General features: G+C 51.0%; 21 protein-coding genes and 1 tRNA gene. 12 read left to right on the top strand and 10 right to left on the bottom strand.

What is annotated here, in order from left to right:
* The first annotated feature begins 21 nt into the window (after window positions 1–21).
* Genes gcvP through B9G79_RS15000 form a run of 3 tightly spaced genes read left to right on the top strand, consistent with a single transcriptional unit; the run spans window position 22 to window position 4,925 of the window.
* Complete coding sequence (gcvP, locus tag B9G79_RS14990) at window positions 22–2,898, top strand: aminomethyl-transferring glycine dehydrogenase (RefSeq protein WP_088566212.1); 2,877 nt, start codon at window positions 22–24, stop codon at window positions 2,896–2,898.
* A complete protein-coding gene (locus B9G79_RS14995) occupies window positions 2,898–3,899 on the top strand; it encodes a glycosyltransferase family 9 protein (RefSeq protein WP_088566213.1) in 1,002 nt (333 codons plus the stop codon). Before gcvP ends, B9G79_RS14995 begins: the two co-directional genes overlap by 1 nt.
* Window positions 3,900–3,908: 9 nt before the next feature.
* Window positions 3,909–4,925: a small ribosomal subunit Rsm22 family protein gene (locus tag B9G79_RS15000; protein WP_088566214.1), complete on the top strand. Its 1,017-nt coding sequence runs from the start codon at window positions 3,909–3,911 to the stop codon at window positions 4,923–4,925.
* Here the strand turns inward: B9G79_RS15000 and B9G79_RS15005 are convergent.
* Entirely contained in the window at window positions 4,884–5,666 is a 783-nt protein-coding gene (locus tag B9G79_RS15005) for a substrate-binding periplasmic protein (RefSeq protein WP_088566215.1), read from the bottom strand. The two genes, B9G79_RS15000 and B9G79_RS15005, sit on opposite strands and share 42 nt — an antisense overlap.
* 156 nt (window positions 5,667–5,822) lie before the next feature.
* Here B9G79_RS15005 and B9G79_RS15010 point away from each other — a divergent pair, with 156 nt between their 5' ends.
* Entirely contained in the window at window positions 5,823–9,026 is a 3,204-nt protein-coding gene (locus B9G79_RS15010; protein ID WP_088566216.1) for an Ig-like domain-containing protein, read from the top strand.
* 111 nt (window positions 9,027–9,137) lie between these two features.
* Here the strand turns inward: B9G79_RS15010 and B9G79_RS15015 are convergent, their stop codons facing one another.
* Both B9G79_RS15015 and B9G79_RS15020 read right to left on the bottom strand, forming a co-directional pair.
* Window positions 9,138–9,563, bottom strand: a complete 426-nt coding sequence (locus B9G79_RS15015; protein ID WP_232468747.1) for a DUF4423 domain-containing protein — start codon at window positions 9,561–9,563, stop codon at window positions 9,138–9,140.
* Between the two features lie 154 nt (window positions 9,564–9,717).
* Entirely contained in the window at window positions 9,718–10,224 is a 507-nt protein-coding gene (locus tag B9G79_RS15020; protein WP_232468749.1) for an SAM-dependent methyltransferase, read from the bottom strand.
* A 59-nt stretch (window positions 10,225–10,283) separates the two neighbouring features.
* Between B9G79_RS15020 and gcvT the strand changes: the two genes are divergently transcribed.
* The 3 genes from gcvT (at window position 10,284) to B9G79_RS15035 (ending at window position 11,905) form a co-directional block, all read left to right on the top strand.
* Window positions 10,284–11,366, top strand: coding sequence for a glycine cleavage system aminomethyltransferase GcvT (gcvT, locus tag B9G79_RS15025; RefSeq protein WP_088566218.1), 1,083 nt, complete (start codon window positions 10,284–10,286; stop codon window positions 11,364–11,366).
* A 10-nt stretch (window positions 11,367–11,376) separates the two neighbouring features.
* The gene (gene gcvH, locus B9G79_RS15030; RefSeq protein ID WP_011163245.1) at window positions 11,377–11,766 is read left to right on the top strand and encodes a glycine cleavage system protein GcvH; all 390 of its coding nucleotides are present in this window, start codon (window positions 11,377–11,379) and stop codon (window positions 11,764–11,766) included.
* A 56-nt stretch (window positions 11,767–11,822) separates the two neighbouring features.
* Window positions 11,823–11,905 (top strand) — tRNA-Leu (locus tag B9G79_RS15035).
* A gap of 108 nt (window positions 11,906–12,013) precedes the next feature.
* On the opposite strand, the gene B9G79_RS18425 is transcribed toward B9G79_RS15035, so the two are convergent.
* From B9G79_RS18425 to B9G79_RS15055, 4 genes are all read right to left on the bottom strand, one after another.
* A complete protein-coding gene (locus B9G79_RS18425; RefSeq protein ID WP_232468751.1) occupies window positions 12,014–12,241 on the bottom strand; it encodes an HNH endonuclease in 228 nt (75 codons plus the stop codon).
* 268 nt (window positions 12,242–12,509) lie between these two features.
* Window positions 12,510–13,280, bottom strand: coding sequence for a J domain-containing protein (locus B9G79_RS15045; protein WP_088566220.1), 771 nt, complete (start codon window positions 13,278–13,280; stop codon window positions 12,510–12,512).
* A complete protein-coding gene (locus tag B9G79_RS15050) occupies window positions 13,277–14,809 on the bottom strand; it encodes a tolA protein (RefSeq protein WP_232468753.1) in 1,533 nt (510 codons plus the stop codon). The genes B9G79_RS15045 and B9G79_RS15050 overlap by 4 nt, the downstream gene beginning before the upstream one ends.
* 165 nt (window positions 14,810–14,974) lie before the next feature.
* Complete coding sequence (locus B9G79_RS15055; protein WP_088566222.1) at window positions 14,975–15,445, bottom strand: hypothetical protein; 471 nt, start codon at window positions 15,443–15,445, stop codon at window positions 14,975–14,977.
* 298 nt (window positions 15,446–15,743) lie between these two features.
* On the opposite strand from B9G79_RS15055, the gene B9G79_RS15060 reads away from it, so the two are divergent.
* The gene (locus tag B9G79_RS15060) at window positions 15,744–16,574 is read left to right on the top strand and encodes an outer membrane beta-barrel protein (RefSeq protein ID WP_088566223.1); all 831 of its coding nucleotides are present in this window, start codon (window positions 15,744–15,746) and stop codon (window positions 16,572–16,574) included.
* Between the two features lie 102 nt (window positions 16,575–16,676).
* On the opposite strand, the gene B9G79_RS15065 is transcribed toward B9G79_RS15060, so the two are convergent.
* Together B9G79_RS15065 and B9G79_RS15070 are read right to left on the bottom strand one after the other, a co-directional pair.
* Window positions 16,677–18,131, bottom strand: a complete 1,455-nt coding sequence (locus tag B9G79_RS15065) for a DUF1552 domain-containing protein (RefSeq protein WP_198298020.1) — start codon at window positions 18,129–18,131, stop codon at window positions 16,677–16,679.
* Window positions 18,132–18,140: 9 nt separating this feature from the next.
* A complete protein-coding gene (locus tag B9G79_RS15070; RefSeq protein WP_088566224.1) occupies window positions 18,141–20,108 on the bottom strand; it encodes a DUF1588 domain-containing protein in 1,968 nt (655 codons plus the stop codon).
* Between the two features lie 337 nt (window positions 20,109–20,445).
* Between B9G79_RS15070 and B9G79_RS15075 the strand changes: the two genes are divergently transcribed.
* Window positions 20,446–20,949, top strand: coding sequence for a hypothetical protein (locus B9G79_RS15075; RefSeq protein ID WP_232468754.1), 504 nt, complete (start codon window positions 20,446–20,448; stop codon window positions 20,947–20,949).
* A 150-nt stretch (window positions 20,950–21,099) separates the two neighbouring features.
* Window positions 21,100–21,438: a hypothetical protein gene (locus tag B9G79_RS15080; RefSeq protein WP_088566225.1), complete on the top strand. Its 339-nt coding sequence runs from the start codon at window positions 21,100–21,102 to the stop codon at window positions 21,436–21,438.
* Between the two features lie 54 nt (window positions 21,439–21,492).
* Here the strand turns inward: B9G79_RS15080 and B9G79_RS15085 are convergent, their stop codons facing one another.
* Complete coding sequence (locus B9G79_RS15085; RefSeq protein WP_088566226.1) at window positions 21,493–21,843, bottom strand: hypothetical protein; 351 nt, start codon at window positions 21,841–21,843, stop codon at window positions 21,493–21,495.
* A 195-nt stretch (window positions 21,844–22,038) separates the two neighbouring features.
* Between B9G79_RS15085 and B9G79_RS15090 the strand changes: the two genes are divergently transcribed.
* Both B9G79_RS15090 and B9G79_RS15095 read left to right on the top strand, forming a co-directional pair.
* On the top strand, window positions 22,039–22,842 hold the full coding sequence (locus B9G79_RS15090) for a TIGR02147 family protein (protein ID WP_157678795.1): 804 nt from the start codon (window positions 22,039–22,041) through the stop codon (window positions 22,840–22,842).
* Window positions 22,839–23,096, top strand: a complete 258-nt coding sequence (locus B9G79_RS15095; RefSeq protein WP_088566228.1) for a hypothetical protein — start codon at window positions 22,839–22,841, stop codon at window positions 23,094–23,096. Before B9G79_RS15090 ends, B9G79_RS15095 begins: the two co-directional genes overlap by 4 nt.

A 23,096-nucleotide genomic window follows, 5' to 3' on the forward strand; every position in this document is an offset into this window, starting at 1 on the left:
GGGGCGTTTATAGAGGTGTGAATGAAAATCGCTGATCTTTCTCCTAAGAATGAGTTTATCCCCCGTCACATTGGTCCTACAGATTCTGACATCCACGAGATGTTGAAAACTCTGGGTTTCAATTCCCTGGATCAAATGGCTGACAAAGTGATCCCGGCACAAATCCGCACAACCCACACTTACGCAGATGTGGGCTCGGGTATTTCTGAGCACGGTCTTTTGAATCATCTGAAACAGATGGTTTCCAAAAACAAAGTTTACAAAAACTATATCGGCATGGGTTACCACGACACCATCACTCCAACTGTGATTCAAAGAAACATCTTTGAAAATCCAGTGTGGTACACAGCCTACACTCCTTACCAGCCAGAGATTTCTCAAGGCCGCTTGGAAGCTCTGTTGAACTTCCAAACGATGATCGCTGATCTGAACGGCATGGAAATCGCCAACGCCTCTTTGCTTGATGAGGGCACGGCGGCGGCTGAAGCCATGTTCATGGCGCACTCTCTTTGCAAAAACAAAGCAAACGCCTTTGTCGTATCCCCGGACATGCACCCGCATGTGATCGAGGTTATCGGCACTCGTGCAGAGCCGCTGGGCTTTGAGATGATCGTGATGGATCCGGCGAAGTATGATTTCGCAAAACCTGTGTTCGGTGTGTTCTTCCAGTATCCAAACACCAACGGCACGGTTGAGGACTATGCTGCCATCGCAAAAAAATACAAAGACCACGGTGCGCTGGTGACAGCTTCCACGGATCTGCTGGCGATGACATTGCTGACTCCTCCGGGTGAATGGGGTGCTGACATGGTGGTGGGTAATTCCCAGCGCTTTGGTGTGCCACTGGGCTTCGGTGGTCCTCACGCCGGTTTCCTGGCAACGAAAGACGCTTTCAAGCGTTTGATGCCGGGCCGTCTGGTGGGTGTCAGCGTGGATTCTCAAGGCAAGTCCGCTTTGCGCCTGGCTTTGCAAACTCGTGAACAGCACATCCGTCGTGAAAAAGCGACTTCCAACATCTGTACGGCTCAGGTGCTTCTGGCGAACATGGCTTCCATGTACGCGGTTTACCACGGCCCTGCAGGCTTGAAGAAAATCGCTCTGCGCATTCAGCGTCTGACGGCGATCCTTTCTGCGGGTCTTAAAAAATTGAATCTTGAAGTTGCTGCAGGTCACGTGTTTGACACTGTGACGGTGAAAACCGACAAAGCGGCAGAGATCATCGCTCAGGCTGAAAAAATGCAAATGAACTTCCGCAACTACGGCGGCGGCAAGCTGGGTGTTTCCCTGAACGAAGCAACGACTTTGGAAGACGTTGAGCAAATCTGGGCTGCCTTCAACCTTGGCAAAGCGGCGGGCTTCACAGCCTTGTCTGTGGATGAGTCCTTGGCAGATGTGACCTTGCCAGCGAACTTGACTCGTTCCTCGGCTTACATGACTCATCAGGTGTTTAACTCTCACCACAGCGAAACAGAAATGCTTCGCTACATTCACCATTTGCAAAACAAGGATCTGACGCTGACTCATTCCATGATTCCGCTGGGTTCTTGCACGATGAAACTGAATGCGACGACTGAACTTGTGCCGGTTTCATGGCCTGAAATCAGCAAGCTGCACCCGTTTGCGCCAACCGCGCAAGCCGTGGGCCTGATCGAAATGATCCATGATCTTGAGAAAAAACTTTGCGACATCACTGGTTTTGCAGCAGTCAGCTTGCAACCGAATGCGGGTTCTCAGGGTGAATACGCGGGTCTTTTGGTGATCCGCAAGTATCACCAGTCCCGTGGCCAGGGTCATCGCAACATCTGCTTGATCCCATCTTCCGCGCACGGAACCAATCCTGCTTCTGCAGCGTTGGTGAACATGCAGGTTGTGGTTGTGGCGTGTGACGATCAGGGTAACGTTGATGTGACGGACCTGAAAGCCAAAGCCGAACAGCACAAAGACAATCTGGCAGCATTGATGATCACTTACCCTTCCACACACGGTGTGTTCGAGGAAGGCATCGTGGAAATCTGCAAGATCATCCACGACAACGGCGGTCAGGTTTACATGGACGGCGCGAACATGAATGCTTTGGTTGGCATGTGCCGCCCAGGTGTGTTCGGTCCGGACGTTTCCCACATGAATCTGCACAAGACCTTCTCGATCCCTCACGGTGGTGGCGGTCCGGGTGTAGGTCCTATCGGTGTGGGCGCGCACTTGGCAGAATTCCTGCCGAAGCACTCTTTGGTGCCTGAAGCGGGTCCTGCCAACGGGATCTCTGCAACGACGTCGGCTCCTTGGGGCAGCGCGAGCATCCTGCCAATCTCCTGGGCTTACATCACCATGATGGGCGCTCAAGGTCTGCGCAAAGCCACTTTGGTCAGCATCCTGAGTGCAAACTACATCGCGAAGAAGCTGGAAGCTCATTACCCTGTTCTTTACAAAGGTAAAAACGGTCTGGTGGCGCACGAGTGTATCGTGGATGTTCGCGAGATCAAAAAGACCTCTGGCATTGACGTGACTGACGTTGCAAAACGTCTGATGGACTTCGGTTTCCATGCTCCGACCATGAGCTTCCCGGTGGCAGGCACTTTGATGATCGAGCCAACTGAATCTGAATCCAAAAAAGAACTGGATCGCTTCATTGAATCCATGGTGACCATCCGCAAAGAAATCAATGCGGTTGAAGCCGGCAAGATGGACAAAGAAAACAATGCGCTTAAAAACGCTCCTCACACAGCGCAGATGCTGATGAAACCTGAATGGAATCATCCGTACAGCCGTGAAGAGGCCGTTTATCCGGTTGAATGGTTGCGTGGTAACAAGTTCTGGCCGGTTGTTGGCCGTGTCGACAACGCTTACGGTGACAGAAACCTGATTTGCTCCTGCCCTTCGATTGAAGACTATCAGGCGTAATGAAGCGCATCCTTCTTATCCGCTTAGATAAAATCGGTGACCTGATCTGCAGCATGCCTGTAGATCAGGTTTCTTTTTTAGAGGGTTGGGATAAGCACTGGGTGATCGCCAAAGGTTTGGGATTCGTCCCTGAAAACGCCGACCCTCAAAGAAAATTTCTGGAACTGAAAAAAGACGACGCCAAGGAATCTCTGCCAAAACTAAGAGCCTTCTTGCGTGAATACCGCCCTGATGTCGCCGTCAGCCTGCAGGCACCGTGGTGGGTCAGCTATGCACTTTGGACAGAAGGCGTGCCCGTTCGCGCGGGTGTGCGTTCGCAGTGGCACAGCTTTTTGTTTTTGAATAAAGGCCTGCGCCAGCGTCGCAGTCTCGCGGTTCAACACGAGGCTGATTACAATCTGGATGTCCTGAAGCACGCCCTTGGCATCAGCGAGAATGTAAAAACCCCGGTTTTGAAACTGACGGCCCCGGAAAACCCGGCGCTGCTTTCCAAATACCACCTGACCGCGCAAAACTATGTCGTGGTTCATCCCGGCATGGCAGGCTCCGCCCTGAACTGGCCGATTGGCAATTACATCGAACTGATCAGAACGGTGTCTGAAACCACGCAAGTGGTTCTGACCGGCACCCCGGCCGATGAAAAATGGCTGACCGAGATCAAAGCGACCTTCAAAGACCACAAAAACGTCCTAAGCCTGCAAAGTCTGCTGTCTGCCACCGAACTGTTCACGGTGCTTAAGAACGCCAAAGCGGTGGTGGTGCCAAGCACGGGTGTTGCGCATATGGCGGCTTCTTTAGGCACTCCGGTTCTGGGTATTTACCCGCACGTGCGCGTGCAAAAGCCCCTGCGCTGGGCGGCCCGTGGACCTAAAGTGCATATTTTCGAAGCCCCGACCCAAAATGCCGATGGCAGTGTCTGCGACGGCACCCACTGTGAAGAATTTCACTGTATGGCAAAAATTAAGGTCGAGGATTTGCTTCAGGCCCTGTCCTCCCTTTAGAATACCTTCATGCAAAGAGAATTCACCTGTCCCGCTTCTTTTGAAGAATCCATCAATCGTGCCCTGGCGACTTACAAGTTGTCGTTGACGGATTCCAAGGCCCTGGCCAAATGTGTGCTGGCTTTGTCGGACTTCTTTATCGCCAAACCTGACAGCCCCACCCCTTGGAACGAATCCTGGGCGCAGGTGGCGTATCTTTGTTATTACCTGCCGCTGAATTCCACCCGCCTGACCGGACTGATTGAAGAGGCCGACAAGCGCGGATTCTTTAGTGGCCTTTCCCACGTGATCGATTTCGGTGCAGGCCTGGCGACGGCATCAATGACCTTGAATGAAAAACACAAGTTCAGCTATCAGTTAATCGAGCGCGCGGCCGAGCCCCAAAATCTGATTGAAAAGCACTTTCCGCAGTTCCCGCCTCAGGAATGGCTGCGCACCTTTAGCGGGGCCCGCCTGAAAGACGGGGCAAAAACCCTGGCACTATTTTCTTATTCTTTGACCGAGCTGACAGACCTTCCGGACTGGGCTTATCAGTGCGAAGCACTTATGCTGGTCGAACCATCCACCCAGCAAGATGGCAGAAAGCTTTTACAGTTGCGTCAGAAGCTTTTGGAAAAAGGCTATCACGTATGGGCCCCGTGCACGCATGAACAGGCTTGTCCTCTGCTAAGCCAGTCTAAAACGGACTGGTGCCACGACCGCGTTCACTTCAAAGCGCCGGCGTGGTTCACGGCCCTGGAAGCTGAGCTTCCGATGAAAAATCGCACACTGACCATGAGCTATGTGCTGATGAGAAAAACCAAACCGCAAGCCATCAAAGCGGCCCGTGTGGTGGGCGACCGCCTGAAAGAAAAAGGCAAGGACCGTCAGATGATCTGCCGTGGTTCCGAGCGCGAGTTTTTGGCGTGGCTTCACAAGACCAAGATCGAACAGGACATCCCACGCGGGGTTCTGGTTGATATTCCGGACGACATTCAAAAAGTTTCAAATGAACTGCGGGTCAGCCGCGAGATCACAGTTCTTTAGGGATAGTTCCGCCCGCAAATACTTCTTCCACTCTCCGGATCGCCGCAAGCGCTGGATTTCACCCTCCAGCCATTTGTGCAGATCTTTTTGGGACTGTGGCGAAACCAGAATTTTTCGATCAAAGCGCTCAATGGTTTTATCTGAGATGTAAATCTGATCTTCCAGCCCCAGATCGCGAATCAAATAGACGGCCACAATCCGGCCCATAACCATAAAGTCAATCCGCCCCCGGGCCAGCATGCGCAGACTGTTATTAAAGGACTGTGTGGATTCGGCTTTTACCATTCCGGCTTTTTCCAACTGTTGCACCGGCTCGACAGCATGACCCAGAACAATCGAAGTTCTTTTACCCTGCAGTGAAGCCGGACTTTCGTATTCCAGAGCGCGTTTACGAGGCGAAAGCACCAGATTTTCATCTTCCATCAGAGCCGATGTCCAAAGGTACTTCTTTTCATCGCCATCCCCGAACCACTTCGGCGAAACCAAAGGAACCACATATACACCGCTGCGCTGAAGAATCTTCTGCAAGCGAACCCGGGGGACAACCACCACCTTGAACTGATATTTTCCCTGGGAACGCACCGTTAGAAGTGATGCCAGATCATAGACAAGACCCTGCTCTTTTTTCTGATCAACCACAAATGGTGGAGTGTCGTAAGGCGAAACCATCTCGATCACTTGCGCAGCGGAAGTGATGACGGAATAGCAAAGCAGTGCCGATACGATCCAGAGCGGACGCATAGTATTCCCCTTGGTCTGTACTGTTATTCTACCACAGACCAGTGTTCAACAGAGCTTCTCAATTTAAGACGAGACAATTACTCAACTGTCATTCTGCAAATACCCATTAATCTTGGGAACAAACATTCCGATATGTAGTCCATAAGGAACGCACAAGTGAACATACGGCACGTTACAGAACCATTCATTGTTCTTCTTTTGGTCTCTATTTTGGGACTGACGGGATGTATTCGTGCCAGCGTTCATAATGGAACGCTGACGGCGGATCTGGCCTCCGAAAGTGACTCCTCTTACTTCACCAATAAGAACCCGATCGAAGTCCTGGTTATTTTCAATCGCGCACCCGATCAGTTTTACCCGGAAAACTTCACGCTTGAAAATGCCACAATGGGTTCCATCGTCCAGGTGGACAAAGTCACTTACCGCGTGCAACTGATCCCCACCAACCAGGGCGAAGTGCGCATGAACCTGCCAAAAGGCACAGCCGTCGGCAATCGTGGAGAAACCAACGCTGAATCCGGAATCTTTGAAGTTTACTATGACAGCATTCTGCCAACGATTGGGACCGCCACCATTTTGCCAGCGGCGGTCAGCCCCAATCCCGTTCCGTCCGTCCAGGGAACGACCGAACCCAAAGCCATCGTCACTCTATATAATTCACTTGCCTGCACCGGAGACAAACTGGCGGACTCCACCGCCGATGCGGTGACCGGTAATTTTGAATTCCCGCTGGGCAACGCTCTGACCGCCGAGGGGGCCTATGCCTGGAGCGTTCAGGCCCGCGATGCCGCTGGTAATATTCATTGTTACCCCTTCCCCCTGGCTTACACTCTGGATCAGACCGAGCCCTCGCTGCCTTCGATCTCGGTGGCACATGGCCCGGTTCAGGACAACCCGGCGGCTGTGGATGTCACCTCTTGCGATGACGACAACCAAACGCCGGACTCTTTCCATCAGGTGATTTTCGTGCAAGACAGCTCCGCCCCGCCGGATTTGGACAATCCGAACTGGATTGCTTGTTCAGCGGGCATTAACAATGTCACCCTGACCGGCGCCGACGGCGATCACACACTTGTGATGTGGGCTCGTGATGAAGCCGGAAATATTTCTTCCAGCAACCAGATTACCATCACCCTGGATACCACAACACCAAGCCTGTCTGTGCCGACCACCGCAAGCCTTGATCGTAACAGCGCAAGCACGGTGATTCTGGCTGATGCCGTCGTGGATTCCGACGAAGAGGGTCTTGGCACTTATTCCCTGCTGACAGCGGATGCTCCAGCCTGTGCTGATCATGGCACTGTATCAATCAACGCCAGCAATGGTGCGGTGACATTTGCTCCCGCAGCCCACTATTTCAACCGTTACAGCGGAGCCGATCATCACGGAGGCCCCTGCAATATCAAAGTGCAATTCGCCGACCGGGTTTCCCCAACCGCTCACACCGTGACTGCTGACACCGCAGTGACCGTAAACTTTGTGAATGAGCCCGTGCAGATCACGGCTTGGCCGGGAACCAATGGCACGGCTTTGGAAAAGTGCGGCAACAAATGTTTTGCCAATTCCATCTTTGATCTGAGCTTTACTGTTTCCCCAGGTGGCAACGCCACTTATCCCGACCCACAAAGCATTTCATGTTCTGCCACTACGGCCGATGGATACTATGTCGACATCGCCAGTTGTGCAGTGACTGGCACCGCGGGAACTTTGTCCGTGCAGATGGGAACGGCACACGCCTCTGCCACCGATGGCACCGTGGTGTCCTTGACTGTTAATGATGGTGTGGGCACTGATTCAGAATCTTTCAGCCTGCATGTGGATAACTATGTGATGAGCATGTATCCCGCATTAGCCGTTCGCACCCAACTGTCCTGCATTTTGTGTCACGCCAACATTCAAGCCGATATCGTGACTGATTTTGGGGTTTCACAAGCCAATTACAGCAACGCAAGCAGCATTCTGGGCGTGGCGAATCTGGCGGGTTCATACATTTATCACAACGACAATTCGGCCATTGATTTCCTGGTGACAGGTTCGATCTATATGCCGAATATCACTGTCACTGACAAAAACTTTATCAAACAAACTTCGGGCAATCCGAACTCTGGTCCCATCAATCTAAGAAGCTTCCTGCAAAACAGTTGGAACCAATATCCGCCGATCACCGACAGTCAGGGAACGATCTTGTTGGATGGTGACGGTTTTATGCAGGTGGATCCGACGCCAGTGGCGAAAGCACCGCAACTGGTTGCACCGAAAGTGCAGGGTGGATTGCAACTGAAGTCCGCAATCACCATTCGTGCGCCATCAGATGCCGAAGTACTGGCGCTGGACAGTTCTTTGACGGCAGGTACGGCGGCATTCGTTTACAAAGGGCCGAATTCGAAACCGGCTTTAAGCGGTCTGCAACTGCATGATTTTGGTTACGGTCAATTCATTCGTAACAACGGCACGATTGTTTGCCATGGCAGTATCATCATCAGCGGAACGTTGTATCTAAATAACCCCGACATTCAAACCGATGACGTCGGTTGTTCGATCTATGTAGCAGGCAACGTGTTCATCGAAACCAATCGCGGCACAGCCATTCAATATGTCGGCGGTGCAAGCTCACCGACTTTGCAGATCACCAGTTCCCGCAACATCCATATGGGTATCGGCCTTTATGATATTCGCTTTATCCGTCGCAGTCTGAATAACTATGAAGACGCTCAGAAGATTGTGAATGCCGCAAACCCTGGCGGTCTGCGCGACGCTGCGGAAGGTGCTTTGACCATCAAGTCCAATGCCAATGCCGGAGCCTGGGAATGGATGCGCTGTCCATTGCGCCCCGAACACGCCCGCTATCTGGACACTCATTACATTTCAAACGGCAACTACACGGCTTGTGATTCATCCACCGACCCATGGAAATGTTCGATGGCGCGCGAGATGTTCAACAACTGGACCGGCGTCGTCACCGGCTATGACCACATCACCGATGAAAAAGTCGTCAATCGTTCCGGCACACTGGTGAATCCAGTGGTGGCATACGAAACCATGTGCCGCGTGAACGGCGCATATCAAATGGGAAGCTATAGCAGTTATGCCTGGGACTGGTCCGGCTATTGGGGCGAGCAGCCCGATCGTGTCGGCGCTGCCAGTGTGAATGCCACGCGCGTTTCCACCGTCTTTGATCACGTTCGCATCAACGCCCAGAACGTGCACAGCCGTTACTATGGCGAATTCCGCGGCTCCGTCATCGCCCCATGGGCCCTGTTCGCTGTCGGAAACTTGGTCTTTAAGTACGACACCCGACTGAACGCCGTCGTGCCTTACCCGCGGCTGATGGTGCCCAACCCGATCTTCGATGTGCAATAGCGGCTCGGCCGAGCAAAGCTGGAGCGCCGCCAGGCGCGCAAGCTGAAGCAATAAAAAAACCGAGGGGGCTTCCCTCGGTTTTGGTGTCGAGTTGATTTTTTAAACGCGCAATTATTCAGCGGCGTAGCTGGCAACAGGAATCAAAGAAACAGAAATCTGGTAAGTCTTGCCCTGAATCACGCCATTATCAAGGAACTGAGCCAGTTCACGACGGAAGCCTTTGATTTTCTCTTTGGCTTCGTCCAAACGAGCTTCATCCACATTGATGGTGATCGTGGAATGTTCGCGCTCTTCACTAGGCATCTTCTCCAATAGACGCTCCAGTTTGCGCTTCATTTTTTTCTCACGGCTGATTTCACCAAAACGCTGAAGTTCATCCGAGTTGAGGTTCAAACGCTCCCCGAACATACGAATTGTTCTCATCGTAACGGTACGTTTGCCGTTCAGGATTTTGGACAAGAAAGACGAGTCCACTTCCAAGTGACGGGCGAACGCACGCAAAGAGTAACGGGGATAGTTTTGGCTACGACGAGCCAATTCATCTTCAAGAAATTGTCTAAAATCTGAGTTTTTATTTACATCCTGCATGAGGACACAATTATGTGCAGGGCCCCTGATAATCAATATTTTGTTCACAGTCTTACAGACATTTAATATAGCCATTCGGAGCGCGTCAAAAACTCGCCGAACATTACAGAATTTTATCGAATATCAACAACTTACGGTTTCGGCCTCTTTCATCGATCGCAATGATTTCACCATCACTTTTGTACGAAAAATTCGGCAGATTTTGTAGCCACACAAACAGTTTTTCTTCATCACGTTGTGGACCCAGTATCAATCGGTCCGCACTCAAAACGCCGTTTTCAGTCAAGGAACGAACAATTTCCAGAATCGTGTGCGCGCCGACACCGGCGATCACCACGCTGCCCTGAATGGCCTGCCCAAGCTGCTCTCCCGGCCGCGGGTGGAAAAATGCCTGGCTGGCTGAATCCTCGCGGAAGTATTCATTCTGAAAGCGCTGCTCCAGACGCTCGATGATGTGCGGAACCTGATCGACAAAGTGCACTTCGGTGAAAAGACCGCTTTCATACGCGTTTAAACCCATATAGCCGTGGTCGCAGCAGAAGTCCCAGACAGGCTTTCCGGGTAAAAGATGATCGTAAATAAGCTGCATGCGGCGCGAGAGTTTGAACATAGGGCGCAAGATAGAATCCTCATTGACTGAATGTCACGGGGAAAGGATTATGCAACCGCATGAAAAAGACACCTTTAGCAGACACACATGAAAAGCTGGGCGCCCGCATGGTCGACTTTGCCGGTTGGTATATGCCCGTTCAATACATCGGTCTTCGTGAAGAGCACAACAACGTGCGCACGAACGTAGGCCTGTTCGACGTCTCCCACATGGGAGAAGTTCGCGTGAAGGGCCCCAAAGCCCTGGAAACTTTGGAGTGGTTGACCACCAATGACGTTTCCAAGCTGAACGACGGCGAAGCTCAGTATTCTCTGCTGCCGAATGATCAAGGCGGCCTGGTCGACGATATCATCGTTTACTGCCTGTCTAAGGATTCTGACTATCTGGTGTGTGTGAACGCCTCTAACAAAGACAAAGACTTTGCCTGGATGACCAAACACAACAAGGGCGCCGACATCACCGACGAATCCGACCTTTGGGGTCAGATCGCCATCCAAGGCCCGAAAGCGCTGGAGCTGTGTGACCGCGTCTTTGACATCAAAGTCAGCGAAATGAAGTCCTTCACCATCAAATCCGGCACTTTCAAGGGCCATAAAATCATGATCGCCACCACCGGCTACACTGGCGAAAAAGGCTGCGAAGTCTTTGTCGAGGCGGCGGGCACGGCGGATCTGTGGATGACTTTGCTGGAAAAAGGCAAAGACCTGGGCTGCATGGGCATCGGATTGGGCGCTCGTGACACCCTAAGAACCGAAATGAAGTATTCCCTGTATGGCCACGAAATCGATGACACGACGAATCCATACGAAGCGGGCCTTGGCTGGGTGATTAAACCGGCAAAAAAGGACTTCATGAACAAAGCCCAAATCGTGGGCAAAAAAGAAGCCGGCCTGACCAGAAATCTTGTGGGATTTAAGATGCTTGAGAAGGGCATCCCCCGTCAGGGATACAGCCTGTTTTCTTTTGACAACAAAGAAATCGGCAAGGTAACTAGTGGTACACACTCACCGACCCTGGACGAGCCTATCGGTATTGCATTTATCGATGTGGCTTACGCGAAAGAAGGAACTGAATTCCTTCTGGATATCCGCGGCCGTAAGGTGAAAGCCGTGGTTTGCAAAACACCGTTTGTAACGAAATAAGGAGCCAGACATGGGATTTCATATTCCTGAAGATTACTACTACACAAAAGAACACGAATGGGCTCAAGTTGACGAGAACATCGTAACCGTAGGCATCACTGAGTTCGCTCAAGACCAATTGGGTGAAGTGGTTTACGTGGAACTTCCAGAAGAAGGTCAAAAAATCACTCAAGGCCAAACTTTCGGTGTTATTGAGTCCGTTAAAGCTGTGAGCGACCTTTACGCTCCTGTTTCCGGCACTGTAATCGAAGTAAACGCGTCCCTGGGCGACGATCCGTCTGTTTTGAACGACGATCCAGTAAATGAAGGCTGGTTGGTTCGTATCGAAATGGATACTGAAAAAGAGCTCGCAAACCTGATGAGAGCTCCAGATTACAAAAAATTGATCAGCGAGAAGTAATTTTCTTGCATTAGCCTAGGCAACTAGGCTATCAATGTTCTTCGAATTTAAGGTGTGCCCCGCTGGTGAAATTGGCAGACACGCTAGACTTAGGATCTAGTGCGCAAGCGTGGGGGTTCAAGTCCCTCGCGGGGCACCAAGTTTCTTCCAAATAGGAAGAAATCCGCAAAAGAAGCTGACTGAATAAGTCGGCTTTTTTTATGTCCGAAATCCATTCCAAGGGAATGATTCTTTCAACTCTTCCGCTTTATCCCGCTTTTCTATTTACAGGTTCGCCCAGCAGGATTCCGTTGAAGCGGTCTTTGAGCTTTACGAGCTGAGTTTCCTTTTTGGGGTATCTGCCATAGTTTGCGCGGATTCGGTCGTACCACCGATGATAGCGATCGTGATCGTTTCGCGACATAACACACAAGTTTGCAGGTCTGTTGTCACTGCGACGGCCGTTGATGTGGTGGACGACCTCCCACGGCTTCAATCGTCGCCCCAGGACTCTTTCGGCGACCACGCGATGCTCGTACCGAGGTCTTCCATAGGTTGATTTTCTAAGAACATAACCATCTCGTTTTTTTGAAGACAGAAGCCACGATAACGGCAGAAAGATCAATTTGACCGGAAGGCTTGCAACAAACCAGACAAAGCGAATGAGACTAAGGCGTCGTCTTCGAGATCTCATGACGGACTTATCGGCGAAACCAGCTGGACCATTAGCCAGGTCGCGAATGACTCAGAATGGGAATCAGTTTCTACAGCATCATATCCACGAAGGACTTATAGAAACCCGCACCACACTTGGCGGTGTCTTCATAGAACTTCACCGCCTGCTTTGTTCGGTGGTTCATCGGCTGCTCAGTTCGCACGGCGGCGTCTTTTGACGTATCGACTGTCGCAGGCTTCGAGGACTCTGTCCTTGCGCTAGAAACCTTGGCTTCAGTGGCCGCCTTTGGAGCTTCCGTGGCAGAGGACTTTGATTCTTGCTTTGGGGACTCGGAAGTTTTGGCATTGGCTTTCGCTGCGGCGTCGGCTTTCGCTTTTTCAGCCTTTGCAGCAGCTTCGGCTTTTGCCGTGGCTTCAGCCTTGGCTTTGGCTTCAGCCTCGAAATCCGGCCCCGTCCATTTTTTGGCTTCTGGCTTTGACTGCGCGGATTCTGGTTTGGCCGAAGCCTGCGCTGTCGTCGGCTTGGCCGTTGATTTTGGTGCTGACTTCACCGTGGTGTCGTATCTTTGCCGAGCCACCGGATCCATCAGCGTGTCGCGGGACACGTTCAGCTTTTTCATCACCTCGGTCGCGGCCCGCAACTTTTGCGGGTCGTTCTGATAGCGATCCGGATGATAGGTTTTCATCAGACGGCGATAGGCCGTGCGAATTTCTTCCGTAGAGGCATTTTTACTGACATTCAAAATGTCGTAATGGCTGCTTTGCGAATTCATAATGCGGCGAACTTCATCCGCAGTTTGAGCCCGTGTCACAACCGGCAAAATCAAAGGCAGCAAAAGCATCAAAGTCACATTCTTCATTTGCACACCCCGGATTTGGAGGATTCACGAATGGCATCAGCGGCCTTCTCTGGCTTTTTCTTTAACAGCGCCAGAACTTCTTTGCGTTCCGCCTGAGGCAAGTCCGAAAGATACCCCAGGAACATTCCCATTTCTTCTGAATCAACTTTTTTCTGGCTGTTTTCCAGAACCTTCAGCACGTCTTTGTCTGAGGAAATTTCCTTCAATGACGTGGCGATGGATTTCACCGATGCGGCTTCAACCTTGGCGCCTTCGTTGGCGACTTTCGCGTAAGACCCCAGCTTGGAAGCCTGCGCGGCATTCTTCATCACTTTCAAGCCCGCACCAAACGGAATGATGGAGGCGGCTGAAAAGCCCGCTTCCGCCAATTCGGAATAAGCCTGGTCCGTAGCAGCGTCGGCCTTGCCAAAAGCAGCTTGAGAAGAACCTTCTGCAAATGCCGACGCCCGCAGGTCACGAGCCTCGATGAAAGATTCATGAGCTTTGGAAGAAGCATACACCGCCTCACCACCCCCGGCGATAGTTCCGGCCAAAGCCGCCCCGGCGGCCACGGTGGTCAGAGTGCCTGCGGCTGCAGTCCCGGAAAGAACCATTGCGCCGACCCCGGCCCCGATGCCAGTCGCCAACAAAACTCCGCCGACCACAAGTCCACCCCAGAAGATGGCTTTATCCAAGGTTTCATTACGCTGGGCTTTTTGATCATAGCCCTGCAGGACTTTACAAATCATGTCCAAGGCTCCCGGATTTTCCATCAGGTACTGAGCACTGGCCGCGGGATTGGTCACCAAAAGCTTTTGCAGGGACTCATCGATATCGCCCTGGGCTGCCTCTGCCAGATAGTCTGCGTGATTCTTGAGTTCGGTTTGAACCTCGGCAAAAGCTTTTTTCACGTCGGCCTGAACTATGACGTTTTTATTCTTTCTTTCGCGGATGGCTTTTGTATACAGAAGCAGCTCTGTCCCGGCCTGAGGAGGTTTTACTTTCATCTCGCGCTCGCGGTCTGTCAGCTCAACGGCAATATCCAGGGTGTCCTGATTGGAAGCTTCTTTCCAATAGGTCTGAGTGCTGGTTAACTGCTTTTGCGCGGAACCAAGAATCTTTGCACGGGCTTCTTCCTTCAGGTTCTTTTCCATGTCTTTGCCGAACACCTGAAGCTTTTTTTCCTGTTCGACGAACTCGGCACAGATACCGCCACTCAGCGCCTGCGAATCCAGTGCCTTTGCCAAAGCTTCCGAAACACCCTTGGCGGCGGCATGGGTTAGCAGACACTGCTGCAGACGCTCTTTAAGCTGGATAACGGCCAGCAGGCTATTTCCCTGCAGCAGAATCTTTCTGCCCTCGGCGGTTTGCAACTGCTGCATTTTAGACTTGTCGGCGACAAGCTTTTGGAAGGATGAACGAAATGATGCAACGACCTTGGGGTCTTCCAGGTTCGCGGCTGTCCAGGCGATTTGTTTCGTGTACAGCAACTCCAAATTGGAATCCGCTGTCGCCAGATTCGGCGAACACAGGGCAAGCAGCAATAGCATCAAAAACGCAGGGACGTGCATTCCGAACTTATCGGAAATTTCAGACCGTAAACTGACCGGACTTTTGTGAAGATTCGTGTCTCAGGTTGAGACTGGGCCTCTGAAAACAAAAAACCCACACCTGTTCAGTGTGGGTTTTTCGATCCTCAACCTGTTCAATTCAGATTAGAACTCGCAAGTCGTCGCCAGATCGTACTTTTCAAAACCATCCATCAAGCAGCGGAAGGTTTCACGGATAGTCACTTGGTTGCCATCAAGAACCAGTACTTTTTTGTAGCCGATAGCACCACCAAAATCACCACAAGCATCACCACCCGGGCGCTTGGAACTTGTGCTTACAACCGCCGTGTTGGCATCTTTAAGCTTGGTTTCTTTATCAAGACTTGCACTTGGTGTGAAGTACATGCCCGTGTCCTGCAGGTAAACTGCGATAGCCTGACTGCCATCGATGCTTTCATAATTTTGAAGCTCAAGACGGCATTTACCGGTGTTGCTTTCGTCATAAGAAGCAACGATTTTACCTTCACGACCGTCAAGGGCCTTCAGACGTTTCAAGAAGTCATTGCCGCCAGCGGAAGCAGAAATGGAAGACAATAGAATTGCAGAAGTCAGAATTTTACCAAACGTATTTTTCATAGTGTTTCCTTTGTTACGCCACCGATATTCCAAATCCTGTGCCACCCTAAATACGCGTCCTCCCCTATTCTATTGAATCTGGCCCAGCAACCCTGAAAAAACTGCTGGCAAGTGACCTGCATATGGACATGGCGACCTCCCAGAGCCACACCAGACAGACAGGCGTAGGAAGCCAAAGAATAACTCACCAATTCAGGTAATTTCGTTGTTTATGTCAAACGTCGACTGTTGACTATTTGCGGAAACAGCCGTGGAATATTTGGACTCAACTGAGTATTAACAGCTTAAGGAGCTACAAATGTTTTCTAAGGTAATCGCAGCGGCCATCGTATTGGCTTCCGTCTCTGCAAACGCAGCCGACAATGAATTCTTCTTCCAGTCCAAAGCGGGTCAGTCTGATGTGACTGCACGTTTGGGTCTTGTTTCCACTGCTACAGAAGCAAAAGGTGCTTCTGAAGAGACTAAATACACTGGTTTTGTTACTGGCGTTGCTTACGAATACGGTATCAACGATCAGTTCGCTGTTGAAGGGGCCTTGGCATTCACGTCCATCGAAGATGATTCCACTCCAAAAAACAAAACAACCGGCCTTCAGGATCCAACAGTCACTTTGAAAGGTAACTCCGCAATGGGAGCTTCCACTCTTCGTTACGGTTTGGGCATTGGTTTGGCTTTGCAAAAAGCTACAACTGATGGCGACGAATCTTCTGCAGCTTCCGGTGGTTTCTCTTTCAATCCATATGTAGGTATGGACACTGAAGCAGCTGGCGGTGTTATCGGTGGTCGTTTGAACTACACATACAAAATGGAGCGCACAACTGACGTTGAAGGCTTCGGCGACGTTAAAACCAAAGGTGGCAACGTAATGGGTCTGTCTGCATTCTACGAGACAAAGGTTACTGACATCACTTTCGGTGGTGCTTTGAACTACGTAAGCACAGCTGAGACTGAAAACGAAAATGGCGGCACAGCTATTGACTCTTATAACACTTTGGGTCTGTCTGCATACTCTGTAATGCCAATGGGCACCTTCGCGTTGATCCCTCGTTTGGACTACGATTTCTCTAACAGCGAAGCTGATAAATACAATGTTATCCTTGTGTCTGTAGCAGGTCGTTTCAACTTCTAATTTTTAGTTGTTGATACATTGAAAATAGAAAAAGCCGACTGCAAAGTCGGCTTTTTTATTGTTCAAATTCTGCGGTAACCTTATTCCCGAAACCTGCCTCCTCTAAGTCAGAATCTCTGAAATCGGCTGATAGAATCTGCCCTTCAAAACATGGCTCGTGGGGAATTCCCCATAATAACCAAAGCCCTGCCCATTTGGCGTCGCAAAGGCGTATTCAGACGGAGGCACACCCATCAACTGCAACAACGTGATCAGGAAACAGTTATACGGCAACCCCGATGACGGCATCGTCACATAGCGACCCGAGCGCAAAGCCCCGCCCATATTTCCGATCAACAACTGCTGGGAATCATAGCCCTGATGTCCGTTGTCATCACCAAGATCCCCCATGCCACCAGCACACAACATCCCGGTCACCATGTTTTCAAGATATGTACGCCCCGTAACACCCTCTTCAACATTCAAAGGCGCCAGGAAACGGTCGGCAATCATATTGGCAAAGTATTTCCACCAAACCTCAAATGCCGTTCTTTGAATAGCGCTGCCACGGCTGCCATGCATGGCATCGTGAACGTTCGTGCCCAATCCACTCAAGCCCGGAATCCACTGAGGATCCTGGGCCTCCAAAGCCATAACGCCCACTTTGGTCAGACCGCACTTAAAGGCCACAGCCAGCAGGTCCATATAGATTCGGTTGCACAGAGCAGGATCTGAAACCGAGCCCGGATCCGCCGGCTTTGAGCACGTTGGCGTCGGAGCCACCTGCACCAAAGATTTCTGCAGATCAGAAATGTAACCCATGTGCTGTTCAAGACGGGCCTTGTCTTCGGCGGAAATTTTACGGCTGTTTTTAAACCCAGTGTAAGCCCCGAAAACCCGATTCAAAATATTGGATTTCAGCTCATTGGTGTTATCAGCCGGAGCCGTTGTACCCGCCGTCAGACTGCCAAAGACTTCGTTATAAAAGTTTCGAATCGTCCAGTCTTCGTAGTGAGGAAGGACCTGAACTCCGCTCCCCACCTTTTGATAAAACAACCCCGCCCCCAAAAGCCCCACTCGAATGGCCTTTCGAACATAGGCCGGGGTAGAATCGGGATAAAGCGTCTTGGATGATTCCAATACAGACTCAAGCGAAGGGAATCCCCCCTCGGAATTTCGATCCTGGGCCGAGGCCACCACGAAGTTCCCGTGGGCCGAGCCCCAACGAACTGAGGCATCCAGACCGCGAACAATTGTCATCTGGTCATTGTTTTTCAAAGTTTCATACAGAGGATTGTTCAGCACAGGGCTGATCGTACTGGCCGTACCCAGGTTTCGCAGCAGCACTTCACGCATTCCGCTGGAGCCGACCGCTGTCGTTGCCGCACTTTTTGCGGGCCAAAGGACATTCAGATTACCGTGGTCAAACCAGAACATCATCATTCGCTTTGGTGGCGTCGCCGCCTGCGCAAAAGCTTCCACGGGCATCAGACTTGGCAATAAAGGCAGGGCCAGAAGTGTTTTTCCGGAGCCCACCAAAAACTGACGACGGGTTTTCTTGCAATAGTACATCGACATAACGTCCCCTTAGTATTTCCAGCGTCTGAATTCAGGTGAAAGAACCAGGCTCTTAATGGCACCCTTGATAGAACCCTGTGTGCCGTCCTTACCGTACAATGTGGTCAAGCTGCGGTTCATCTGGCAGTTCGCGTTGGCATCTGCCGGCACGCGGGCCTCAAAGCGCTTCAGATGTTTTGTAAAGCACATCATCGCGCGATCACTCACCCCCAGTTGTTCCGACATCTGGCGGGCTCCACTTCCGGAAACGGAGCTTCCGGTGATTTCTTTGGTCGTATAAGACGTGTCCACCGGAAGTGAGCCAATGGCCTGATTGTTCTTATAAATGGCTTCTGAGGTGCGCGAACGGCCAAAGCTGTCAAAGCCCTCGAAAGCGTATCCCAAAGTGTTGAATCGGGAATGGCACCCCACGCAGGTAGTCCCTGACGCTTCTGTGGAATGAGCCGTGCGATAGCGCGTGGTGATCATGTCTTCGGTCAGAACCGGCAACGAAGTCGGCGCACTTGGTGGCGGCAGACCGATGTCCTGACAAAGCACGTGTTCAATAATGCTCAATCCCCGCTTGATCGGAGACGCCGTGAAACCTGAACGTTTCGTCAGCATCGCCGCACGACTCAGGAATCCAGAGCGGTCTTCAGCCAGGGTGTTGGTAACAGCATTCACATTGTAAATCACACCCATGCGCCCGTCAGTGGCATTGGTATATCGGGAAGTCATGATATCCAGGAACGAACCTGAACGATTCAAAACGATCTCTTCAAAAAAACCATCCAGTTCTGAGGTCATCACCTCTGCCAGGCCCGAGGTGTTAACACCCCCAATAAACCCAGAGTCGTACTGCAGTCGATCAAAGACGTCGTATCCATAGGATTCACGGAACAGGCGGCGGATCATGTCTTTGGCGCCGTCCGTCCCCAGCAGTCGGTCGGCCTGCTGTGCAAGAACGGTGTCATCCAGAATCTGACCATTGTCAGCCAAAGCTTTCAGCGTGCTGTCCGGGGGTGCCCCGGTCAGGAAGAACGCCATCTTGGTTGCCAGTTCGTGGGCGGACAGGCTTAGCACCGTCGTACTGCCAACAACTGCAGATCCCTTGTCATAAACCTTATAGATAAAGTCCGGCATTGTTGTCACACCCGTGAAGGTCACCTTCAACAGATCGGCCTTGGCCATAGAGGAATCCCAGAATCGGGCCGCCACTTCATTGGCCTCTGTTACCGCCAATGGACGGCGGAAGGCACGGCTTCCCAGTTCCCGCACAAACTGCTGGTGACAGCTTTGCGTGATGGTTGCTGCATTCAGGCACTGACTGGTGTTGGGATAATTTCTTAATCCCGTTGTTGCACCCACAATAAGTTCAGAAGCCCGGAAGGAGGCTTCAAACAACCCATTTGAAATCGGCGCGGTCATCAACAGCGATTGTTCTTTTAACGTGTCACGATTTTCTGTGGCAACATCCGTGGGAATCGCATCCAGTTTTGCCAGCAAGGTCGCATCAGTTTTCAAGCTGGTGGCAAAATCATCCAGCAAAGACATCAGCGCCGTTCTATACTCGCGCTTGGTTAGCCTCACCATCGGGGTGTTTTGCAGTTGTCCCGGCGTGCAGGCAAATTCCTGGCGGTTGTCTTCATTAACCACCGGTGGAGGATTGTAGGATTCGGGTGACAGGGCCTTGGCAATCAGCTCAATCTCGCCTTGGCTTAAACTGATCATTTTCATCTGCGATTCGGTTCTGATAGCGATAGAAATCTGTTCTGCCGTGCGCGCCCGCTTGGCGGTCGACTTGACTGAACCATGGCAACTGGCGCAATTTTCAGCGTACAGCTTTTGCCCCTGCTGCACTTCTTCAGTGACGACGGGGGCCCCCGTTCTTAACTGAACCGCCCCCATATCCAAGGCGCTACAGTTCTGAAAAGCCACCATCATCGGCAGCGTGACGACCAAAAAGGCTCCAAGTCTGTAAGCAGCTTTAACGTCCATAGTTAGAGTTTACCTCGTGATATCTGCTTTTCGGCAGATAACTGAGGGAATAGACCCTAAACTACGAGTTATTCATGGCATTTACACTTTCTTCGTCTTTTGTCCGGAGCAAAGTGAATAAGCACTAGGCATTACCAATTTTACGTGGGAAAAATGCCGTCTGTTTCAGTCTCATTCCGCAGCAGTTCCTGCACAAAAAAAACAGTCCTATCGCCTGATCGGGCAAGGCCTTCCAACGCTTTATTATACTTTCAAAGCATATATTCTTTCTTTCTATGCAATTTACTTCATTCACTGTCAGGCCTAAAACAGGCGCATCACACAAACTGGAGTCCCCATGAAAATCCTATTGGCACTGATGCTTTCTGTTTTCTCTGTAAACGCTCTTGCTTCTTCCAAAGCGGAACAAGCCTTTCTTAAAAAACTCTATGCTGTGATCGAATCCGGCACAGAGACTTTGGAAGAAATCGAATTCGGCAATCTGAGTTCTCAGGACCAAGCAGCCCTTATGAAAGCGGCCGAAAATGAATCCAACATCTGGTACGACACCATCCTTGAAGGCGACTATCAACTGAAAGGCGACGCCAGCGTGGGTTATGGTTACCTGGCCAAGGTTTACTCTGCAAAAGGCGAATTCATCGCCTACAAGGGCATCATCCAGCATGACGCTTACGATACTGGCAGTTGTGACGTTCCCTATGAAGAAGAAGAAAAGGTGATTGAGGAATACCTGAAAGAAAACTGCATCGCCGGCGACATCTTCAGTGGCATCTATGTCAGCCCGGATTTCAAATTCCATCTGCGTGATGAAAATGAGATCGAGAACTTCCAGGAATGGTAAAGATGTACTCTGAAAGCCACCTCCGGGTGGCTCTTTATTCCCGGAAAAGACCGGAACACTTCCCGGCATCTTAACGGGATCCAAACACTCAAAAGATCGCTTTTAGGTTACAAGGTCCGTGCAAACACACTTTAACCAAAGAGGATTTTCATGAAACACCTGATCGCCCTTTCTGCTCTTTTGATCGCTGGCCCGGCATTCGCTGACGCTGTTAAATGCGAAGGCACTTTGAACTCTGGCACTTACGCTGAATTTGAAATGCCGGCAGCAGGCACGGCAACTTTGGCTTTTGATTATCGCGAATTCGTGATCGACATGAATTGCCAGGGTTATGCTGCTGACATTCCGGTTTATGAGTGTGTGGAAATCATCCCTGGCGGCAACAAGTTTGTTGTTCAGTTCGCGTTGGGCGCAGGTCAAGCTTACGTGTCCCAGGAAAGCAACACTCCGGGCTTCAACACGGAAAAAGGCACTTTGACCTGCAAATAGGTCTTGGAATCAGATCCAGTAAAAAGGCCGCGAATCCCGCGGCCTTTTTTGTTTTTACGGCAACGTTGGGTAAGTGCAGATCAAAGAATCAGCCTGCCCCACGCTCAAAACATCATTGGCCTGTTTTGCGATGATGCGGGTTACGTGATCGAACTCAATATCAAAGACATGACCTTCAAAACGGGTCGTTCCTTCGATCAGCCCGCCGCGGTCCTGCGCCTTCACCTGCCCGGCAACCATCACCACCACATCCACATCAGACGTGATTTCATCGGCCACCCCCATCACGGTCAACGCAGAGTCCACGGTCGGAAGACTTTCACAGTGGAACACCACCTGACCGTCAGAAGCCTGAGCCACAGAAGCCGCCAATACCATCGCGCCTGCCAAAATCATTGTTTTCATTATAAATCCTTTCGTTAGTTGGTTGATTCCTGCCCTCGCTTTTAAAAAGGTCCCGAAGAAAAGCCAAGTTACTTTGACACAAAGTGTGTCAAACACTGACACGCCCCGGATTCATTACATGTGTCAAAAGCTGACACGGATTGTGTCAATAAGTCTGGCTTTTCCCTTGGTATCAATGCTAAGACCGTGCTCGCCATGGAACTGACCCGACTTAAAAGCAAAAGAATCCAAGCCCGCAACTTCAAGCAGCTTCTGCAAGATGAGCTGGTTGCCCGTTGTCGGACCAATCCCAATTATTCGCTTCGATCTTTTGCGCGATCCTTGCAAGTGGAGCCTTCCGCCCTTTCCCAAATGATCAACGGCAAGCGCCCCATCACCGAAAAAATGAAAATGCGTCTGGGAATGGCTCTGGGACTTTCCACTGATCAACTTCGCCATTTGCCAACGACACCCGAGACGGCACCGGAAAACACCCACGCCAAAGCCCGCTTTCAGCAATTGACTTTGGACACCTTCGCCGTCATTTCGGACTGGTACCACTATGCGATTCTGGAGCTGACCTATGTGGAGGATTTCAAATCTGACAGCACCTGGATCAGCCAGCGCCTGGGAATTACCAAGTCTGAGGTGAATATTGCGATTGAGCGGTTGTTGCGCCTGGGTCTTTTAAAGAAAAACAGCAAAGGAAAATGGATTGATGCCTCTGAAAACGGCGAATTGACTCACCTGAGTCCCGCTGAAACATCCGATGCCGCCAGAAAATATCAAATCCAACTGCTGGAGCTCTCGCAAAAAGCCGTGCAGGAAGTTCCTTTGGCCCAACGCAATCACACCTCCGCGACGTTGTGTTTTGATCCCGAGGATCTGGCCCCGGCAATAGAGCGCATTGCCGAGTTTCGCCGTTCCTTTGCGCGGGAATTCCAGCCCCGCAAGGCCAAAGAAGTTTATCAACTGCAAGTCAGTTTTTTCCCAATGACCAAACAAAAGGACGTTCTATGAAATCATTTTTCAGCGTTTGTTTTCTGTTTCTTATGGGCCTTTCCTCTGTCGCGTCCGCCCGTGGAGTGAAAGAGGGTGGCGGCGATACTGGTATCTTTGAAATGTGCGTGAACGAGCACCTTACAATGATACAATCTGAATTGATGCGCGATGATCTGATTTTAGAGTTATCCTCGGATGAAAAGATCCTGTACGTCGTCACAGTTACTGGAGAAGTCCTAGGCCGTGTGGACATATCGGTATGTCATCGATAG

Source organism: Bdellovibrio bacteriovorus (genome assembly GCF_002208115.1).
Taxonomy (GTDB): Bacteria; Bdellovibrionota; Bdellovibrionia; order Bdellovibrionales; family Bdellovibrionaceae; genus Bdellovibrio; species Bdellovibrio bacteriovorus_C.

Excerpts from the sequence above, each read along its gene's own strand:
- B9G79_RS15065 (WP_198298020.1), bottom strand. The coding sequence starts at position 18,131 with ATGTCGATGTACTATTGCAAGAAAACCCGTCGTCAGTTTTTGGTGGGC.
- B9G79_RS15095 (WP_088566228.1), top strand. The coding sequence starts at position 22,839 with ATGAAATCATTTTTCAGCGTTTGTTTTCTGTTTCTTATGGGCCTTTCC.
- B9G79_RS15045 (WP_088566220.1), bottom strand. The coding sequence starts at position 13,280 with ATGAAGAATGTGACTTTGATGCTTTTGCTGCCTTTGATTTTGCCGGTT.
- B9G79_RS14995 (WP_088566213.1), top strand. The coding sequence starts at position 2,898 with ATGAAGCGCATCCTTCTTATCCGCTTAGATAAAATCGGTGACCTGATC.
- B9G79_RS15060 (WP_088566223.1), top strand. The coding sequence starts at position 15,744 with ATGTTTTCTAAGGTAATCGCAGCGGCCATCGTATTGGCTTCCGTCTCT.
- B9G79_RS15080 (WP_088566225.1), top strand. The coding sequence starts at position 21,100 with ATGAAACACCTGATCGCCCTTTCTGCTCTTTTGATCGCTGGCCCGGCA.
- B9G79_RS15085 (WP_088566226.1), bottom strand. The coding sequence starts at position 21,843 with ATGAAAACAATGATTTTGGCAGGCGCGATGGTATTGGCGGCTTCTGTG.
- B9G79_RS15050 (WP_232468753.1), bottom strand. The coding sequence starts at position 14,809 with ATGCTATTGCTGCTTGCCCTGTGTTCGCCGAATCTGGCGACAGCGGAT.
- B9G79_RS15020 (WP_232468749.1), bottom strand. The coding sequence starts at position 10,224 with ATGTTCAAACTCTCGCGCCGCATGCAGCTTATTTACGATCATCTTTTA.
- B9G79_RS15055 (WP_088566222.1), bottom strand. The coding sequence starts at position 15,445 with ATGAAAAATACGTTTGGTAAAATTCTGACTTCTGCAATTCTATTGTCT.
- gcvT (WP_088566218.1), top strand. The coding sequence starts at position 10,284 with ATGAAAAAGACACCTTTAGCAGACACACATGAAAAGCTGGGCGCCCGC.
- B9G79_RS15000 (WP_088566214.1), top strand. The coding sequence starts at position 3,909 with ATGCAAAGAGAATTCACCTGTCCCGCTTCTTTTGAAGAATCCATCAAT.
- gcvP (WP_088566212.1), top strand. The coding sequence starts at position 22 with ATGAAAATCGCTGATCTTTCTCCTAAGAATGAGTTTATCCCCCGTCAC.
- gcvH (WP_011163245.1), top strand. The coding sequence starts at position 11,377 with ATGGGATTTCATATTCCTGAAGATTACTACTACACAAAAGAACACGAA.
- B9G79_RS15005 (WP_088566215.1), bottom strand. The coding sequence starts at position 5,666 with ATGCGTCCGCTCTGGATCGTATCGGCACTGCTTTGCTATTCCGTCATC.
- B9G79_RS15090 (WP_157678795.1), top strand. The coding sequence starts at position 22,039 with ATGGAACTGACCCGACTTAAAAGCAAAAGAATCCAAGCCCGCAACTTC.
- B9G79_RS15070 (WP_088566224.1), bottom strand. The coding sequence starts at position 20,108 with ATGGACGTTAAAGCTGCTTACAGACTTGGAGCCTTTTTGGTCGTCACG.
- B9G79_RS15075 (WP_232468754.1), top strand. The coding sequence starts at position 20,446 with ATGAAAATCCTATTGGCACTGATGCTTTCTGTTTTCTCTGTAAACGCT.